Annotated in this window: 18 protein-coding genes; 12 read left to right on the top strand and 6 right to left on the bottom strand. The window is 70.3% G+C overall.

Annotated features, from left to right (window positions below; all coding sequences use genetic code 11):
* The first annotated feature begins 7 nt into the window (after positions 1–7).
* Positions 8–163, top strand: a complete 156-nt coding sequence (locus DK254_RS20790; protein WP_109935803.1) for a DUF2474 family protein — start codon at positions 8–10, stop codon at positions 161–163.
* Between the two features lie 7 nt (positions 164–170).
* Here DK254_RS20790 and DK254_RS20785 read toward each other — a convergent pair whose 3' ends face one another.
* The 4 genes from DK254_RS20785 to DK254_RS20770 form a co-directional block, all read right to left on the bottom strand.
* Positions 171–557 carry a DUF1801 domain-containing protein gene (locus tag DK254_RS20785; RefSeq protein WP_109935289.1) on the bottom strand — a complete coding sequence of 129 codons (387 nt, stop codon included), beginning with the start codon at positions 555–557 and terminating at the stop codon, positions 171–173.
* An 84-nt stretch (positions 558–641) separates the two neighbouring features.
* A complete protein-coding gene (locus DK254_RS20780) occupies positions 642–1,385 on the bottom strand; it encodes a PAS domain-containing protein (RefSeq protein WP_109935288.1) in 744 nt (247 codons plus the stop codon).
* Positions 1,386–1,396: 11 nt separating this feature from the next.
* Positions 1,397–2,029 (bottom strand): response regulator, encoded by a 633-nt coding sequence (locus tag DK254_RS20775; protein WP_109935287.1) that lies wholly within the window; start codon positions 2,027–2,029, stop codon positions 1,397–1,399.
* On the bottom strand, positions 1,998–3,128 hold the full coding sequence (locus DK254_RS20770) for a sensor histidine kinase (protein WP_158546430.1): 1,131 nt from the start codon (positions 3,126–3,128) through the stop codon (positions 1,998–2,000). The genes DK254_RS20775 and DK254_RS20770 overlap by 32 nt, the downstream gene beginning before the upstream one ends.
* Before the next feature lie 244 nt (positions 3,129–3,372).
* Between DK254_RS20770 and DK254_RS20765 the strand changes: the two genes are divergently transcribed.
* The 11 genes from DK254_RS20765 to DK254_RS20715 are packed head-to-tail and all read left to right on the top strand — an operon-like array spanning position 3,373 to position 14,760.
* Positions 3,373–3,903: a dimethylamine monooxygenase subunit DmmA family protein gene (locus DK254_RS20765; RefSeq protein WP_109935286.1), complete on the top strand. Its 531-nt coding sequence runs from the start codon at positions 3,373–3,375 to the stop codon at positions 3,901–3,903.
* Complete coding sequence (locus tag DK254_RS20760; RefSeq protein ID WP_109935285.1) at positions 3,900–4,826, top strand: PDR/VanB family oxidoreductase; 927 nt, start codon at positions 3,900–3,902, stop codon at positions 4,824–4,826. Before DK254_RS20765 ends, DK254_RS20760 begins: the two co-directional genes overlap by 4 nt.
* Before the next feature lie 13 nt (positions 4,827–4,839).
* Positions 4,840–5,856, top strand: coding sequence for a DUF3445 domain-containing protein (locus tag DK254_RS20755; protein WP_109935284.1), 1,017 nt, complete (start codon positions 4,840–4,842; stop codon positions 5,854–5,856).
* Positions 5,857–5,888: 32 nt separating this feature from the next.
* Entirely contained in the window at positions 5,889–7,019 is a 1,131-nt protein-coding gene (locus tag DK254_RS20750) for an aminomethyltransferase family protein (protein ID WP_109935283.1), read from the top strand.
* A 52-nt stretch (positions 7,020–7,071) separates the two neighbouring features.
* Positions 7,072–7,929 carry a formyltetrahydrofolate deformylase gene (gene purU / locus DK254_RS20745; protein WP_109935282.1) on the top strand — a complete coding sequence of 286 codons (858 nt, stop codon included), beginning with the start codon at positions 7,072–7,074 and terminating at the stop codon, positions 7,927–7,929.
* Complete coding sequence (gene folD / locus DK254_RS20740) at positions 7,926–8,813, top strand: bifunctional methylenetetrahydrofolate dehydrogenase/methenyltetrahydrofolate cyclohydrolase FolD (protein ID WP_109935281.1); 888 nt, start codon at positions 7,926–7,928, stop codon at positions 8,811–8,813. Before purU ends, folD begins: the two co-directional genes overlap by 4 nt.
* Positions 8,814–8,818: 5 nt before the next feature.
* Positions 8,819–10,060 (top strand): FAD-dependent oxidoreductase, encoded by a 1,242-nt coding sequence (locus tag DK254_RS20735; RefSeq protein WP_109935280.1) that lies wholly within the window; start codon positions 8,819–8,821, stop codon positions 10,058–10,060.
* A 10-nt stretch (positions 10,061–10,070) separates the two neighbouring features.
* A complete protein-coding gene (locus DK254_RS20730) occupies positions 10,071–10,373 on the top strand; it encodes a sarcosine oxidase subunit delta (protein ID WP_089392364.1) in 303 nt (100 codons plus the stop codon).
* On the top strand, positions 10,370–13,273 hold the full coding sequence (locus tag DK254_RS20725) for a 2Fe-2S iron-sulfur cluster-binding protein (RefSeq protein ID WP_109935279.1): 2,904 nt from the start codon (positions 10,370–10,372) through the stop codon (positions 13,271–13,273). The genes DK254_RS20730 and DK254_RS20725 overlap by 4 nt, the downstream gene beginning before the upstream one ends.
* Before the next feature lie 3 nt (positions 13,274–13,276).
* Positions 13,277–13,960, top strand: a complete 684-nt coding sequence (locus tag DK254_RS20720; RefSeq protein WP_256595917.1) for a sarcosine oxidase subunit gamma — start codon at positions 13,277–13,279, stop codon at positions 13,958–13,960.
* A 44-nt stretch (positions 13,961–14,004) separates the two neighbouring features.
* Positions 14,005–14,760, top strand: coding sequence for an IclR family transcriptional regulator (locus tag DK254_RS20715; RefSeq protein ID WP_109935278.1), 756 nt, complete (start codon positions 14,005–14,007; stop codon positions 14,758–14,760).
* Between the two features lie 99 nt (positions 14,761–14,859).
* Here DK254_RS20715 and DK254_RS20710 read toward each other — a convergent pair whose 3' ends face one another.
* Together DK254_RS20710 and DK254_RS20705 are read right to left on the bottom strand one after the other, a co-directional pair.
* On the bottom strand, positions 14,860–15,894 hold the full coding sequence (locus DK254_RS20710; RefSeq protein ID WP_109935277.1) for a proline racemase family protein: 1,035 nt from the start codon (positions 15,892–15,894) through the stop codon (positions 14,860–14,862).
* 68 nt (positions 15,895–15,962) lie between these two features.
* Positions 15,963–17,447, bottom strand: a complete 1,485-nt coding sequence (locus DK254_RS20705) for an aldehyde dehydrogenase family protein (RefSeq protein WP_109935276.1) — start codon at positions 17,445–17,447, stop codon at positions 15,963–15,965.
* Positions 17,448–17,532 lie beyond the last annotated feature (85 nt).

The following is a 17,532-nucleotide window of genomic DNA, read 5'->3' as shown; positions in this document are numbered from 1 at the left end:
CCCCACGCTGCCGACGCAGCAGCCGAACGCCGAACCCAGCCGGCCCCTGCGCCGGCAACTGCTGTGGCTGGCCGCCCTGTGGCTGGGCGGCGTCGGCAGCGTCCTGCTGGCCGCCGAGCTGATCCGCCTGGCCATGGCCGCCGCCGGCATGAAGAGCCACTGACGCGCCGCTAGCCGCGGCGCTTCGCCAGGTTCAGCGCCACGGCCGCGCGGATCAGCGCGCGCAGCGCCGCCTCGTCCAGCACGTCGCCCTGGTGGATGTCGATGGCCCGCCGCGTCGTGCCTTCGAGGCTGGCATTGAACAGCCCCGCCGGGTCCTCCAGCGCCGCGCCCCTGGCGAAGGTCAGCTTCACCACCTGCCTGTAGGTCTCGCCGGTGCAGAGGATGCCGGCCCGGGACCACACCGGCACGCCCCGCCACTTCCACTGCTCGACCACCTCCGGCTCGGCCTCGTGCACCAGCGCCCGCACCCGCGCCAGCACCTCGCCGCGCCAGTCGCCCAGCTCGGCGATCCGCGCCGTGATCAGGGCAGCGGCGTCGTCCGTCTCTTTCGTCATCGCACTCGTCCTCCCGCGCGCCGGCGGTTGCCGGCATGACCGCTTGAGTATCGACCAGGCGCGCGGTCGCGGCAGGACAGATCGTCAGGGGAGCGTTGCCGGCGGCTCCGCCCCCACCTCGAAGATGGCCCCCTCGATGCCGAGCACCTCGCCGGTGTCGGCATAGATGCCCACGCCCTTCTCCCAGACGTTCTTAATGCGCCCGTCGGCGCAGCGGATGCGGTAGGTCAGCTCGTAGGGCTCGCGGCGCAGCAGCGCCTGCTGCACGCCGGCCCAGACGTATTCGGCGTATTCCTCGAGGATCAGCGTGCTGTAGCTGTGCTCGTAGGTGTCGGTCAGGTACTGCGCCGGGTAGCCGGTGAGCTGCAGGCAGCCGGCGCTGACGAATTCCATGGTCCACTGGCGGTTGTTGCGCCCGCGGTAGATCAGCCCGGGCAGGCCGTCGAGCAGGCTGGCGGCGCCGCGCCGGCTGGCCTCCAGGCGGGCGTCCTGGCGGCGCTGGCTGGTGGCGTCGCTGAGCGACAGGTAGAGCGCCTCGGCGTCGCCGTCCAGCTGCACGTCGAACCAGCGCAGGCGCCCGTGGGCGTCGATGAAGCGCAGGCACTGCCGCGCGCCTTGGCCCAGGCGGGCCTGGCGCAGCACCGCGCGCCAGCCGGGCAGGTCTTCCTGGTGCAGGCAGGCGGCCAGCTCCTCGCCCAGGCCGCTGTCGCCCATCAGCGTGCGCCAGGCGCGGTTGGCCCGGCGGATGCGGCCGCGGCCGTCCAGGTGCAGCAGCGCCACCGGGTAGCGGTCGCCGTCGTCGCGGGTGTCAGCGGGCGGGGTCGCCATGCTCGTCCTCCTCATTGCAGGCCGCCGCCGCGGTGGACCCAGGCAGCCAGTTCCAGGCGCGAGCCCAGGTGGAACTTGCGCAGCAGGTTCTTCACGTAGATCTTCACGGTGCCGTCGCTGATGCCCAGCTCGCGGGCGATGCGCTTGTTGCTCAGGCCCTGGGCGATCAGCGCCAGGGTCTGGCCCTCGCGGGCGGTGAGTTCGTCCGCCGCCGGCGCCACGGCCGGCGCGGGCTCGGCGAGCAGCGCCACCAGGCTGTCGTCCAGCTGCACCGAGCCGCGGCTGCAGCCGCGCACGTAGGCCAGCAGCGCCTCTGGCTCGGTGTCCTTGAGCAGGTAGCCCTCGGCGCCCAGGCGCAGGGCGGCGGCCAGCTCGGTGCGCTCGGCCGAGGCGGTGAGCACTATCACCTGGCTGTCCAGCTCCAGCTGGCGCAGCTCGTCGAGCACCTGCAGGCCGCCCAGGCCGGGCATGTGCAGGTCCAGCAGGATCAGCTCCGGGCTCAGCTGGCAGGCCAGGCTGATGCCCTCGCGGCCGCTGGAGGCCTGGCCGACCACAGTGAACTCGCCGCTTTCGCCGAACAGCTCGGCCAGGCCGCGGCGGAACAGCGGGTGGTCATCGATCAGCAGCAAGGTGGCGTTGTGCATCGGCTTTCTCCTCCGGTTGGGCGGCCACGCCGGGTAGCCGCAACGCGACCCGCGTGCCCCGTGGCGGGATGGTCTTCACGCTCAGGCTGGCGCCGATGGCCAGGGCCCGCTCGCGCATGATCGACAGGCCGAAGTGGCCGGTCTCGCCGCTGGCCTGCAGGCCGATGCCGTCGTCCTCGACCGCCACCCGCAGCTCGCCCCGGGCCAGGCGCAGGTCGATGCGCGCGGTGCGCGCATGGGAGTGGCGGACGATGTTGGCCAGCGCCTCGCGGACGATCTGCAGCACCTGCAGGGCCTGCTCGTCGTCGAGCAGGCCGTCGGGCAGGCGGTTGTCCAGTTCGAAGACGATGGTGCTGCGCCGGCCGAATTCCTCCACCGAATCCAGCAGCGACTGGCGCAGGCTGCGCCCGTCCAGGCTCAGGCGGGCGTTGCCGATCAGCTCGCGGACCTGGCGCTGCACCGCCTGCAGGCCGTGGCGCAGTTCCTCCAGCAGCGGCGCGGCCTGCTGCGGGCGTTGCAGCTGGCCCTGCAGGCGGTTCGCCTGGAAGGCCAGGAAGCCCAGCTGCTGGGCCACCGAATCGTGCAGCTCGCGGGCCAGCAGGGTGTCCTGGCCGTGGCGCTCCAGGCGCAGCCGCGCACGCTGCCGGGCGATGCCGTGGACGCTGGCGGCCAGCAGCGGCAGCCAGGCCAGCAGCGCCCGGTGCTGGCGGCCGGTGAAATCCTGCAACGCCAGCGCGGCCTGGCCGCCCTGCTCCAGCGGCCAGAGCTGGCGCGGCTCGCCGCGCGCCCGGCAGGGGCGGCACGGGCCGGCGCGCAGGGCCGGCAGGTCGCGCAGCGGGCAGTCGGCCTCGGCGCAGAAGGCCGCCGGGCGCCGCAGCGGCTCCGCCAGGCCGGGCTCGTCCAGCAGCAGGCATGGCGCCGCCCCCGGGTGGGCCGCCGCCAGCTCGGCGAGCAGGCGCGCCAGCGGCGCCCAACTGCCCGGTTCCTCCAGCAGGCCCTGCAGCAGCTCGGCCTCGGCGCGCCGCGGCGCGGCCGCGACGGCGCCTGCAAGCCATCGTTGCCGCCAGCGATCCAGCCACCCCGCACGCCGTGCACCCATGCCCAGCCCTCGTTCGCAAGTGCCATACAGGCAGCAACTTTCATGCCCCCGGCGAGGCCTCCCCGCAGCCCTTACCTCTTTGGAGATATCACCTCCTGCGGATTGAGCGGTTATTCGCATCAGGAAAATATCTTCCCCAACGCGAAACACGAAAGTTCGCCGCCGCCAGCGCCCGGATGCGCACCAACTCAAGGCCCCGCGCCTCAGGATCGGGCACGGCGGCGGCCCACCCAGCGAGGAAGCCATGACCGATACCGCTCTCTCCGGCAGCGCCCCGCCGCTGCCCAGCCTGCCCCGCTACGACGCCCTGCCGCGCCTGTCCGGCGGCCACGCGCTGCTGGTGATGCAGCGGGCCGACGCCGACTACGCCCATGCCCTGGCCAGCCGCCTCGGCCTGGCCCCCGGCGAGCTGGAGCTGCTGGCCAGCGGCCCGCAGGGCCCGCAGCGTGCCCTGCTGGAACGCCTGGACAGCGCCAGCGTCGGCCTGCAGTTGCTGCTGTGCGGCGACGAGGCCTTCCTCTGGCCGCTGCACGCCCTGGCCCGCCAGGCCGGCCTGCGCCCCGACGAGATCCACCTGCTGCGCCGCGGCGAGGACACCCGCACGCTGTACTGCGTGCACTGCGGCACCTTGCAGGGCACCGGCAGCGGCGACCGCCACGACTGCCAGCACTGCGGCGTGCATCTCGAAGTACGGCGGCATTTCTCCCAGCGCCTGGGCGCCTACCTGGGCGTGTGCGCCGACGCCGACCAGCCCTATGCGGAGGCCCGCCCATGAGCGCCTTCTTCGACGTGCGGGTGAGCGCCGTGCACGCCGTCACCCCGGTGATCCGCGAATTCACCTTCGAGGCCGTGGACGGCGCGCTGCCCGGCTTCTCCGCCGGCAGCCACGTGCAGCTGTGCCTGCCCAACGGCCTGCGCAACGCCTACTCGCTGCTGGGCGACCCGGCCGACGCCAGCCACTACCGCATCGCCGTGCGCCGCCAGGAAAAGTCCCGCGGCGGCTCGCGCTACCTGCACGAGCAACTGCAGGTCGGCGACCGGCTGCGCGTCGGCGCGCCGGCCAACCTGTTCGCCCTGCACGGCGAGGCGCGCCGGCACATCCTGGTGGCCGGCGGCATCGGCATCACGCCCTTCCTCGCCCACTGCCGCGAGCTGCTGCGCCGCGGCGCGGACTTCGAACTGCACTACGCCTACCGCGCCGGCCTGAGCGACGCCTACCTGGGCGAGTTGCGCGAGCTGCTGGGCGAGCGCCTGCACGAATACGACGGCGTGCAGCGCGCGCTGGACCTCAACCAGGTGCTGCGCCACCGCCCGCTGGGCAGCCACGTCTACGCCTGCGGCCCGCAGCGCCTGCTGCTGGCCCTGCGCGAGCAGGCCGCGGCGCTGGGCTGGAGCGACTCGCGGGTGCACTGGGAAGCCTTCGCCGCCCCCGAACCCGGCCAGCCGTTCCGCGTGGAGCTGGCGCGCAGCGGCCGCCAGCTGGACGTGGGCGCCGAGCAGAGCCTGCTCGAAGCCCTGGAAGGCGCCGGCGTGGAAGTGCCCAGCCTGTGCCGCGGCGGAGTCTGCGGGCAGTGCCAGACGCGCTACCTCAAGGGCGAGGTGGAGCACCGCGACCACTTCCTCGACAGCCGCGAACGCGAAGGCAGCCTGATGCCCTGCGTATCCCGCGGCTGCGGCCCGATCCTGCTCGACCTCTAGGAGACCCGACGCCATGCCCACGACCCTCAAGCCGGTGGAGCGCTACCGCGAGGCCTTCAGCTTCGCCAACAGCCCGGAGGCCATCAGCCGCTTCCCGTTCCCCTTCCCGGAAGACCAGTACCAGTACTCGGTGAACATCGAGCCGGCGGTCTCCCGCGACCCGGGTTCGGTGTTCGAGCACCTGTTCGACATCGACGAGCACTACCGCTCCGAGGTGGCCGAGCGCGCCCTGGTACTGCAGCACGACCCGACGCGCTGCCTGGTGATGCCGCACATGCAGCCGGCCGCCTGGGACGCCCTGGCGCTGCTGATGGAGCGCCTGGCCGCCGACTACCCGCAGTACTTCCAGCTGCGCCGCGAGGGCGAGCGCTGGGAGTGGCGCAACCTGGCCCTGGGTATCCACCAGCACTTCACCTTCGGCGACGCGAGCACCCTGCCCTGCGAGCCGCTGGAATACATCACCCGCCAGGTGCAGGGCGACTTCGCCCTGCTCGACCAGCGCGACGGCGACCTGTTCATGGACGCCGGCATGGTCACCGGGCCGGCCGACTGGTCGCTGGCCTTCGACGCCGGCATGAGCTTCAAGCAGTGGCACTCGCCGGTGCCCATGGCGCACCAGATGGGCATTTTCGACCGCGCCCTGAAGTACCTGCTGAACCTGCAGGTGGGCCAGCCGATGCGCCGGCTGAACTGGACCATGACCATCAACCCGCGCCTGGATACTTCGCCCGAGACCTACCACGAATGGGGCGCCGACCGCGGCACCGTCACCGCGCAGAACGCAGGCGAGCTGGTGCACCTGCGCGTGGAGCTGCAGGTGATGGCGCGCCTGCCGCGCAGCCATGCGCTGATGTTCAGCATCCGCACCTACCTGATCGGCATGAACGAGCTGGCCACCCAGCCGCACTGGGCCCGGCGCCTGTACCGCGTGCTGCGCGACCTACCCGAGCCGATCGCCGACTACAAGGGCCTGACCCGCTACCGCGGCGCCCTGCTCGACTGGCTGCGGCCGTTCGATCCGCAAGCCTGAAGAACCGCCACCCACTACAAGAGGATCACCCCATGGCCAATTCCTGGCGCATCAGCGCCCTGCGTGAACGCCACCTGGCGCTTGGCTCCAAACTCGAGGACTGGAACGGCATGGGCACCGCCTGGACCTACGCCAGCGACCTCGCCGACCACCACGATGCGATCCGTACCCGCGCCGGGCTGATGGACGTGTCCGGGCTGAAGAAGGTGCACTACGTCGGCCCCCACGCCGAGAGCCTGCTGGACTGGGCCACCACCCGCGACATTTCCAAGCTGTACCCGGGCAAGTCGGTGTACGCCTGCATGCTCGACGAGGACGGCAAGTTCGCCGACGACTGCATCGTCTACCGCACCGGGCCCAACGCCTTCATGGTGGTGCACGGCGCCGGCGTCGGCCACGAGATGCTGATCCGCTCGGCCCAGGGCCGCCAGGTCGCGGTGCTGTTCGACGACGACCTGCACGACCTGTCGCTGCAGGGCCCGCTGGCGGTGGACTTCCTCGCCGAGCACGTGCCGGGCATCCGCGAGCTGCCCTACTTCCACCACCTGCAGGGCAAGCTGTTCGGGCATCCGGTGATGATCTCGCGCACCGGCTACACCGGCGAGCGCGGCTACGAGATCTTCTGCAAGGCCGCCGACGCCCCGGCGATCTGGGACGGCATCCTGGAAAAGGGCAAGGACCTGGGCATCATCCCCTGCGCCTTCACCGCCCTGGACTGGCTGCGGGTGGAGAGCTACCTGCTGTTCTACCCCTACGACAACTCGCAGATGTACCCCTTCGCCGACGAGAAGGCCGGCGACAGCCTCTGGGAGCTGGGCCTGGACTTCACGGTGTCGCCCGGCAAGCAGGACTTCCGCGGCGCCGGCGAGCACTACCGGCTCAAGGGCCAGGAGCGCTTCCGCATCTTCGGCGTGCTGCTCGACGGCGAGCAGGCGGCCCAGGCCGGCGACACCCTGTGGCACGCCGGCCAGGAGGTGGGGCTGATCACCTGCGCCATGTACTCGCGCCTCACCGGCCGTTCCATGGCCATCGCCCGCCTGAGCACCGACTGCGCCGAGCAGGGCGTGCCGCTGCAGGTGCGCGGCAGCCTGCAGACCAGCGCCATCGCCCACACCCTGCCCTTCGACGACCCCGAGAAGAAGAAGCGCACCGCCAAGGGCTGAGCGCCTCCGCCCGGCCCGCCGGGCGGCCTTCCACCACGCCGCGAGAACGCAAATGGACACCCACTACATCCTCACCATCGACTGCCCGGCGCGCTCCGGGATAGTCGCCGCCGTCAGCACGTACCTGGCCGGGCGGCAGTGCTACATCAGCGAGCTGTCGCAGTTCGACGACGAGATCACCGGGCGCTTCTTCATGCGCGCCGTGTTCCGCTTCGACGCCGACGCCAAGGGCGACATCCAGGCCCTGCGCGACGGCTTCGAGGACGTCGCCGTGCCCTTCGACATGCACTGGCAGCTGTTCGACAGCCAGCGGCCGATGCGCGTGCTGCTGATGGTCAGCAAGTTCGACCACTGCCTGGCCGACCTGCTCTACCGCCACGCCAAGGGCGAGCTGGACATGACCATCACCGCCATCGTCTCCAACCACCTCGACCTGCGCCCCATGGCCGAGCGCGAGGGCATCCGCTTCATCTACCTGCCGGTGACCAAGGACACCAAGGCCCAGCAGGAAGCCGAGCTGCTGAAGATCGTCGCCGAGACCGGCACCGAACTGGTGGTGCTCGCCCGCTACATGCAGATCCTCTCCGACGACCTGTGCAGGCAGCTCTCCGGCAAGGCCATCAACATCCACCACTCCTTCCTCCCCGGCTTCAAGGGCGCCAAGCCCTACCACCAGGCCTACGAGCGCGGCGTGAAGCTGATCGGCGCCACCGCCCACTACGTCACCAGCGACCTCGACGAGGGCCCGATCATCGAGCAGGAAGTGCAGCGCGTGGACCACGCCTACGCCCCCGACGACCTGGTGGCCATCGGCCGTGACACCGAGACCATCGCCCTCTCCCGCGCGGTGAAGTACCACCTGGAACACCGCGTCTTCCTCAACCACGACCGCACGGTGATCTTCAAATGAATGCCATTCCCAGCGTCAAGCTCATCGACGGCAAGGCCACCTCGGCACGGGTGCTCGCCGAGGTCCGCGAGGAAGTCCTGGCCCTGCGCGAGCACGGCATCCAGCCGGGCCTGGCCGTGGTGCTGGTGGGCAGCGACCCGGCCAGCCAGGTCTACGTGCGCAATAAAGTGCTGCGCGCCGAGGAGGTCGGCATCCGCTCGCTGGAGCACAAGCTGCCGGCCGACACCGGCGAAAGCGCCCTGCTCCAGCTCATCGCCGAGCTGAACGACGACCCGGCGGTGAACGGCATCCTCGTGCAACTGCCGCTGCCCAAGCACATCGACGAAAACCGCGTGCTCCAGGCCATCGACCCGCTGAAGGACGTCGACGGCTTCCACAGCGAGAACGTCGGCGGCCTCAGCCAGGGCCGCGACGTGCTCACGCCCTGCACCCCGGCCGGCTGCATGCGCCTGCTGCACGACACCTGCGGCGACCTGACCGGCAAGCACGCGGTGGTGATCGGCCGCTCCAACATCGTCGGCAAGCCCATGGCCGCGCTGCTGCTCAAGGCCCACTGCACGGTGACCGTGGTGCATTCGCGCAGCGCCAACCTGCGTGAGCTGTGCCGCCAGGCCGACATCGTGGTCGCCGCGGTGGGCAAGCCGCGGCTGGTCGACGCCAGCTGGCTGAAGCCCGGCGCGGTGGTGATCGACGTGGGCATCAACCGCATCGACGAAGGCGGCCGCAGCAAGCTGGTCGGCGACGTCGACTTCGACAGCGCCCTGGCCCAGGCCGCGGCCATCACCCCGGTGCCCGGCGGCGTCGGGCCGATGACCATCGCCTACCTGATGAAGAACACCCTGGCCGCCGCGCGCCTGCAACGCGCCGGCGCCACTGCGGAGTAAGCAGCATGCCTTTCGCCCTCCTGAAATACGGCCTGAGCGCCGACTACCCGGTGGAAGTCGACCTGCCGCCGCCCTGCGAGCTCAAGCCGCGCTACGACGTGGTGATCATCGGCGGCGGCGGCCACGGCCTGGCCACCGCCTACTACCTGGCCAAGTACCACGGCGTGACCAACGTGGCGGTGCTGGAGAAGGCCTACCTGGGCGGCGGCAACACCGCGCGCAACACCGCGGTGATCCGCTCCAACTACCTCACCAGCGAGGGCGTGAAGTTCTACGCCGAGTCGGTGCGGATGTTCCAGGGCCTGTCCAACGAGTTCGACTTCAACATCATGTACTCCGAGCGCGGCCAGCTGACCCTGGCGCACACCGACGCCACGGTGCGCGCCTTCCGCCAGCGCGCAGAGGTGAACAGGCACTTCGGCGGGCGCACCGAGATGATCGACCGCCAGCAGATCCGCGAGCTGGTGCCCACGCTCAACCTCGACCCCGGCCACCTGCCGGTGCTCGCCGGCCTGTGGCACATCGACGGCGCCACCGCGCGCCACGACGCCGTGGCCTGGGGCTACGCCAAGCAGGCGGCCAAGCGCGGCGTGGAAATCCACCAGCTCACCGAAGTGCAGGACCTGGTGGTGCGCGACGGCCGCATCGAGGCGGTGAAGACCAACCGCGGCACCGTGCAGTGCGGCTGCGTGGTCCAGGCCATCGCCGGGGCCAGCTCGCTGCTGATGGCCAAGGCCGGCATCCGCGCGCCCATCCACACCTACCCGCTGCAAGCCATGGTCACCCAGCCGTTCAAGCCGTTCCTCGACCCGCTGGTGAGCTCCTCGGCGCTGCACTGCTACGTGCAGCAGACCAGCCGCGGCGAGATCGTCTTCGGCGGCGGCTCCGACCCCTACCCGCTGTACAACACCCGCTCGACCCTGGACCTGAAGGAAAGCCTGCTGGCCCACGCCATCGAGATGTTCCCGTTCATGGCCAACGCCAAGCTGATGCGCCAGTGGGCCGGGATCACCGACATGACCCCCGACTACAGCCCGATCATGGGCCTGTCGCCGGTGGAGAACTACTACCTCGACGCCGGCTGGGGCACCTGGGGCTTCAAGGCCACGCCCATCTGCGGCAAGACCATGGCGGAACTGGTGGCCAGCGGCGGCAAGGTGCCGGAGCTGATCGCGCCCTTCGCCCTGGAGCGCTTCAGCCGCTTCCAGCAGGTCAACGAGATGGGCGCCACCGCGGCCAGCCACTGAGGAACCAGCGATGAAGATCCTGACCTGCCCGCTCAACGGGCCGCGCAACATCAGCGAATTCACCTACGGCGGCGAGTTCAAGCGCATGCCCGACCCGGCCAGCTGCTCCGACGCCGAGTGGGCCGACTACGTGTTCAACAGCGACAACGCCGCCGGCATCGTGCTCGAGTGGTGGCTGCACAACGCCTCCAGCTACTGGTTCCTGGCCGAGCGCCACACGGTCACCGACCAGGTGATCCGCACCTTCGACCCGAAGGAAATCTTCGACCGCCGCATCGACTTCGCCGTCGCCCCGCAGGAGACCGCCCAATGAGCGCCCTCAACCGCCTGCCCGCCCCCATGGGCCTGCTGATCGACCGCGAGAAGCCGCTGCGCTTCTCCTTCGACGGCCGCGACTACCAGGGCTTCGAGGGCGACAGCATCGCCAGCGCCCTGCTCGGCAACGGCCGCTGGCTGCTCTCGCGCTCGTTCAAGTACCACCGCCCGCGCGGCCCCCTGACCCTCGCCGGGCAGGACGCCAACACCCTGGTGCAACTGCCCGACGAACCCAACGTGCTGGCCGACATGCACCCCGCCCGCGAAGGCCTGGCCGTGGAAGGCCAGAACTTCTCCGACAGCCTCGACCACGACCGCGACGCCTACCTGGGCAAGTTCTCGCGCTTCATGCCGGTGGGCTTCTACTACCGCTCCTTCTACAAGCCCAAGGGCATGTGGAAGGTCTGGGAACCGCTGATCCGCAAGAAGGCCGGCCTCGGCGTGCTCGACTTGGAATTCAGGCCGCAGTACTACGACAAGGCCTACCTGTTCGTCGACCTGGCGGTGATCGGCGCCGGCCCCGCCGGCCTGCGCGCCGCGCTGGACGCCGCCAACGCCGGGGCCAAGGTGCTGCTGGTGGAGCAACAGCCGGTGCTCGGCGGCTCGCTGAACTACGCGCGCTTCGACATCGCCGGCAAGCGCGCCGGCGAACTGCGCGCCGAACTGGTGGCCGCCGTCGAGGGCCACCCGAACATCCAGGTGCTGACCCAGGCCACCTGCAACGCCTGGTTCACCGACAACTACCTGCCGGTGATCCAGCACAAGCGCCTGTACAAGGTGCGCGCCACCCGCTGCCTGGTGGCCGCCGGCTCCTTCGACCAGCCGGTGGTGTTCCGCAACAACGACCTGCCCGGCGTGCTGCTGACCAGCGCCGCGCAACGGGCGATGAAGCTCTACGCGGTGAAACCGGGCAACCGCGCCGTGGTCCTGACCGGCAACGACGACGGCTACCTGGCCGCCCTAGACCTGCAGGAACAGGGCGTGAGCGTGGCCGCCGTGGTCGACATGCGCGACGCCCCGGCCGACGCCCGGCTGGCGGACGAGCTGCAGTACCGCGGCATTGCGCTGCACACCGGCAGCACCGTCTACGAAGCCCTGCACGAGCCCGGCCTGCGCCACGTCAGCGGCGTCGACATCCGCCGCATCAGCGGCCAGGGCAGCGTCGCCGGCGAAGGCACCCAACTGGCCTGCGACCTGCTGTGCATGTCCGCCGGCTACATGCCGGTCTACCAGTTGCTGTGCCAGGCCGGCGGCAAGCTGGCCTACGAGGAGGAACGCGCCGAGTTCGCCATCAGCGGCCTGCCCGCCGGGCTGGACATCGCCGGCTCGGTGAACGGCCGCCACGCCCTGGTCAACGTGCTCGCCGACGGCGCCCGCGCGGCCGCCGCCGCCCTCGCCGCCCTGGGCCTGGAAGCGCCGGCGCCGCGGACCTTCACCAGCGAGGCACGGGTGAACTTCGCCTGGCCGATCTTCCCCCACCCCAAGGGCAAGGACTTCGTCGACTTCGACGAGGACCTGCAGGTGCGCGACATCGTCAACGCCACCCGCAGCGGCTACCGCGACGTGCAGCTGGTCAAGCGCTTCTCCACCGTCGGCATGGGCCCGTCCCAGGGCCGCCACTCGGCGCTGCCCACCGCGCGCCTGGTGGCCCAGGCCACCGGCCGCGGCATCGGCGAAACCGGCGTGACCACCGCGCGCCCGCCGTTCGAGGCGGAGAAGCTGGCCCACGTCGCCGGCCGCGCCTTCGACCCCTACCGGCAGACGCCGATGCATCGCCGCCACCTGGAGGCCGGGGCGAAGATGATGCCCGCCGGCATCTGGCAGCGCCCGGCGTTCTACGGCAAGGCCGAGGATCGCGAGCGCTGCATGCAGGAAGAGGCCCGCCACGTGCGCGAGAAGGTCGGCCTGATCGACGTCTCCACCCTCGGCGGCCTGGACGTGCGCGGCCCGGACGCCGCCGAGCTGCTGGAGCGCCTGTACACCTTCGGCTTCGCCAAGCTGGCCATCGGCCGCACCCGCTACGCGCTGATGACCAACGAGCACGGCGTGGTGATCGACGACGGCGTCTGCGCGCGCCTGGGCGAGCGGCACTTCTATGTCACCGCCACCACCAGCGGCGTCGACCGCATCTACCAGCAGATGCTCAAGTGGAACGCGCAGTGGCGGCTCAACGTCGACATCACCAACGTCACCGCCGCCCTGGCCGCGGTGAACCTCGCCGGCCCGCTGTCGCGCCTGGTGCTGGAGAAGCTCTGCGAGGACGTCGACCTGTCCGCCACGGCCTTCCCCTACCTGGGCGTACGCAGCGGCAGCGTGGCCGGCATCCCGGCGCGCATCCTGCGGGTGGGCTTCGTCGGCGAGCTGGGCTACGAAGTCCACGTGCCGGCACGCTTCGCCGAGCGCCTGTGGGACGCGTTGATGGAAGCCGGCGCCGAGCACGGCATCCGCCCGTTCGGCGTGGAGACCCAGCGCCTGCTGCGCCTGGAGAAAGGCCACGTGATCATCAGCCAGGATACCGACGGCATGACCCACCCGGCGGAGATCGACATGCAGTGGGCCATCGGCCGCAAGAAGCCGTTCTTCGTCGGCAAGCGCTCCATCGAGATCCTCGAGGCGCAGCCGCTCAAGCGCAAGCTGGTGGGCTTCACCCTGCCCAGGGGCAGCACCCAGCCGCTGGAAGGCCACCTGGTGCTGGACGGCGCCGACATCAGCGGCAACGTCACCTCCTGCGAGTACTCGCAGAGCCTCGGCCTGATCGTCGGCCTGGCCTACGCCGGCGCCCACCAGGCCACCCCGGGGATGCAGATCCCGATCCGCGTGGAGGGCGGCGAGATGGTGCGCGCCACCGTCGTCCAGCTGCCCTTCTACGACCCGCAGAACCTGCGCCAGGAGCTCTGAGCCATGTCCAGCCTGAAAGCCGAAGACTTCATCGAACGCAGCCCGCTGTACCCGCTGCACCGGGGCGCGCGCCTGGCTGCCCTGGGCAGCGCCGCCATAGTCGCCCGCTACGGCGAGCAGGAAGAACACGCGCAACTGCGCAGCTGCGCGCTGATCGACCTGAGCAACCTGCCGCGCGCCGGTTTCCGCGGGGCCGATGCCGCCGCCTACCTGCAAGCCCGCGGCTACGCCTTGCCGGAAGCGCCCAACCGCGCCCTGCGCCAGGCCGACGGCGGCCTGGTGGCGCGCCTGTCGCAGACCGAGTACCTGCTGCTGGGCAGCCTCCACGACGGCGGCGCGCGCGTCGCCGGCGAAGAGGCCGCCTGGCAGCTGGACGACAGCGCCAACTACCTGCTGCCGCGCCAGGACAGCCACGCCTGGCTGCAGCTGAGCGGCGAGCACTACGCGGCGGTGATGGCCAAGCTCTGCGGCGTCGACCTGCGCCCGCAGGCCTTCGGCCCCGGCGCGGTGGCGCAGACCTCGGCGGCGCGGATCAACGTCATCGTCATCAACGCCAGCGGCGACGACCTGCCCAACCTGCAGATCCTCTGCGACCGCGCCTCGGTGCAGTACTTCTGGGAAGCGCTGCTCGACGCCATGGCCGAGTTCGACGGCCGCCCGGTGGGCATCGACGCCCTGCTCGACTGACCGGCCGGCGGCGCCCCCGCGAGGGGCGCCGCCGTGGAGGCCCCATGAGTGAAAGCGACTACCGCGTACCGGCCCTGGAACGCGGCCTGAACCTGCTCGGGCTGTTCAACGCCCGCCAGCGCAGCCTGGGCATGAACGAGATGGCCGAGCGCCTGGGGGTGAGCCCCTCGGCGCTCTACCGCATCGTCCAGACGCTGCAGGACATGGGCTACCTGAACCGCCTGGAGCGCAACCAGTACGAGCTGGGCGCGCGGGTGATCTCCGACGGCTTCGCCTACCTGTGCAGCCGCGACATCGTGGAAATCGCCCTGCCCCACCTCAACGCCCTGCGCGACAGCACCTCGCTGTCGTGCCACCTGAGCATCCGCGAGCAGACCGACAGCCTCTACATCTACCGCGCCTTCGCCCCGCAGCGGCTGACGGTGAACATCCCCGTGGGCACCCGCCTGCCCTGCCACGTCACCGCCCTGGGCCGGGTGCTGCTCACCGCCCTGGACGAGGAAGGCCTGGCCCAGCTCTACCAGCAGGTGCGCCTGGACGACTACCCGCCACCGGCGCCGCGCACCCTGCTGGAGCTGCAGCACACCATCGCCGAGGACCGCGAACGCGGCTGGGTGCTGCACCGCTCGGACTACTCCACGGCCATCGCCACCGGCATCCGCGACCGCAGCGGCCAGGTGGTCGCCGCCATCAACCTGTCCGGCCCGGAAGCGGTGCTGGAGTCCCCCGGAGCCGAAGGCCGCTACCTGCGGCTGCTGCAGGAAACCGCGGCGGCCATTTCCGGCGAGCTGATGCCCTAGGAAACCTCGGAAATGGGGGGAGCGTCGGCCGTTCAAGGCCGGCAGGAAATAAAAAGCCCCCGCCCAAGGCAGCAGAGCTGGGCGGGGGAAGATGCGAGCTTAGTGGCTCTTGCGCCAGGTATCGCTCAGTGTGAAACCGGTGGGGAACGGATCGCTGGGGTCCAGCACGTACTGGTGGAAACCGGTGATCCAGGCATTGCCGGAGATGGTCGGGCGGATGCCCGGCTGGCCGCCGATGATCAGGGTCTCGGCGATCTCGCCGACGAACTCGGTGCCGATGATCGACTCATGCACGAAGCGCTCGCCCGGCCTGATCTGGCCGCGGGCATGCATGACCGCCAGGCGCGCGCTGGTGCCGGTGCCGCAGGGCGAGCGGTCGAGGCGGCCCGGCGAGACGATCACGCCGTTGCGCGAGCGCAGGCCTTCGGGCGTGTCGCGCAGCGGGCCGGCGAACAGTGTCTGGTTGATGGTGTGGATTTCCGGCTGCTCCGGGTGCACGGCCGGGATCTGCTCCGCGGCGGCGGCCTTGATCGTCTCGCCGACGCTCACCAGGCTCGCGGCTTCGTCCGGGGTGATGTCGAAGCCCAGCGCCTGGGCATCGGCCAGCACGTAGATCATGCCGCCATAGGCGACGTCGACCTTCAGCGTGCCCAGCCCCGGCACCTCGATATGCCGGTCGAGGGCGAAGACGAAGCAGGGGACGTTGCTGAACTTCACGCTGACGCACTTGCCGCCCTGGCAGTGCGCCTCGACGCGTACCAGGCCGCCCGGCGCCTCCAGGGCCAGGTGGGTGACCGGCTCCTGCATCGGGATCATGCCGGTCTCCAGCAGCGCGGTCACCGTGCAGATGGTGTTGGTGCCGGACATCGGCACGTAGTACTCGGACTCCATGATGACGAAGCCGGCGTCCGCTTCCGGATGGGAAGACGGCAGCACCAGGTTCACGCACTGCGTGACGCTGCCGCGGGGCTCCTGGAGCAGGAACCTGCGGATGTCGTCCGCCTGGGTCTCCAGGTACTTCATCTTGTCGAACATGGTCTTGCCGGGCACGTCGAGCACGCCGCCGGTGATGACGTCGTTGCGTTCGCCGGCGGCATGCACGCCGACCACATTGATCATTCGCTTGAAATTCATGGCACTTCTCGCAGGCTCGCCACAGGGGCACGGGAAATGACGCCGGCGGGGCGGCGTCGTCCGGGACCTCAGTCTAGGGTATTGGGCAGCACCGGCGTGCGCTCGCCCATGCGGATGAAGGTCGACTTCACCTCCATGAATTCCAGCAGCCCGTCCACGCCGTTCTCGCGGCCATAACCGCTCTGCTTGTAGCCGCCGAAGGGCATCTGCACCGAAGTCTCCAGGTAGGTGTTGACGAACACGGTGCCGCTCTGCAGGCGCCTGGCCACGCCCAGGGCCTTGTCCAGGTCCTTGCTCCAGACGCCGTTGCCCAGGCCGTAGTCGGTGTCGTTGGCCAGGGCGACCGCTTCATCCACCGTCCTGAAGGTGGTCACCGCGAGCACGGGGGCGAAGATTTCCTCGCGGAAGATGCGGTGCTGCGGCTTCACGTTGCAGAAGATGGTCGGCCCGACGAAGTAGCCGTTGGCCAACTCACCTTCGGCCAGGCGCTTGCCGCCGTAGACGAGGGTGGCTCCCTCCTCCTGACCGATGCGGATGTAGTCCAGCACGCTGTTGAGGTGATCTTCGTGGATGAGAGCGCCAATCTGGGTGTCGGCCTCCATCGGCAACCCCACGACAACTTTCTTGGAACGCTCTACCAAGCGCGCCACGAACTCGTCAGCCACCGATTCCTCGATGAGCAGGCGGGTGCCGGCGACGCATTCCTCGCCCTGGTTGAGGATGACGCCGAACAGCACGCCGTCCAGCGCCGCATCCAGGTCGGCATCGGCGAACACCACGTTGGCGGCCTTGCCGCCGAGCTCCAGCGCGACGCGGGTCAGGTCCTGCGAGGCGGCTGCCGCGATCTGCTTGCCGACCCGGGTGGACCCGGTGAAGGAAACCATGGAGACGTTCGGATGGCGCGTCAGGCGCTCACCCACGACCGAGCCCTTGCCGGTGACGACGTTGATCAGGCCATTCGGCAGACCGGCTTCAGCCGCCAGGCGGGCCACTTCCAGCGCGGTGCCCGAGGTCAGCTCGGAAGGCTTGATAACCACCGGGCAGCCCGCGGCGATGGCATAGGGCAGCTTCTGGAACAGGCACACCATGGGGAAGTTCCAGGGCACGATCAGGCCCACCACCCCGCGGGCCTCGCGGGTGACCAGGCCCAGGCGGTTCTCGCCCAGGTGGCTGTGCGCCTCGCCCGGAATCTGCCAGGCCAGGGACGCGGCGAAGCGCGTCAGTTCGGCGGACCACAGCACCTCGCCCTTGGCGTAGACGATCGGCTTGCCGACTTCCTCGGCCTCGATCGCCGCCAGACGGTCGGCGTCGCGCTCGATCAGGTCGGCCCACCTGTTCAGCAGCTTCGCCCGCTCGGACGCCGGCACGTTCGACCAGCTACCGGCCACATGCAGCGCATGGGCGACCTCCACCGCACGGTCCACGTCCTGTTCACTGCCGGCGGCGAACTCCGCCAGCAGGCCGCCGTGGGCCGGCGAGCGGCGCGCGATGTACGCTTCGTTGGCCGGGGCCTGTTCGGCGCCGTTGATCCAGTGTTGGTAGGTTCGAGTCATGGGAAGGCCCTGTTGTTGGACTTGTTGATGTATACGTTTACAATCCATCGCCATCGTTTCGGGTGTCAAGCCCTGCTGCCGCCGT

Source organism: Pseudomonas sp. RW407 (assembly GCF_003176655.1).
GTDB lineage: Bacteria > Pseudomonadota > Gammaproteobacteria > Pseudomonadales > Pseudomonadaceae > Pseudomonas > Pseudomonas delhiensis.
The sequence above is the reverse complement of the archived record's forward strand: the minus strand, read 5'-3'. Positions and strand labels throughout refer to the sequence as shown.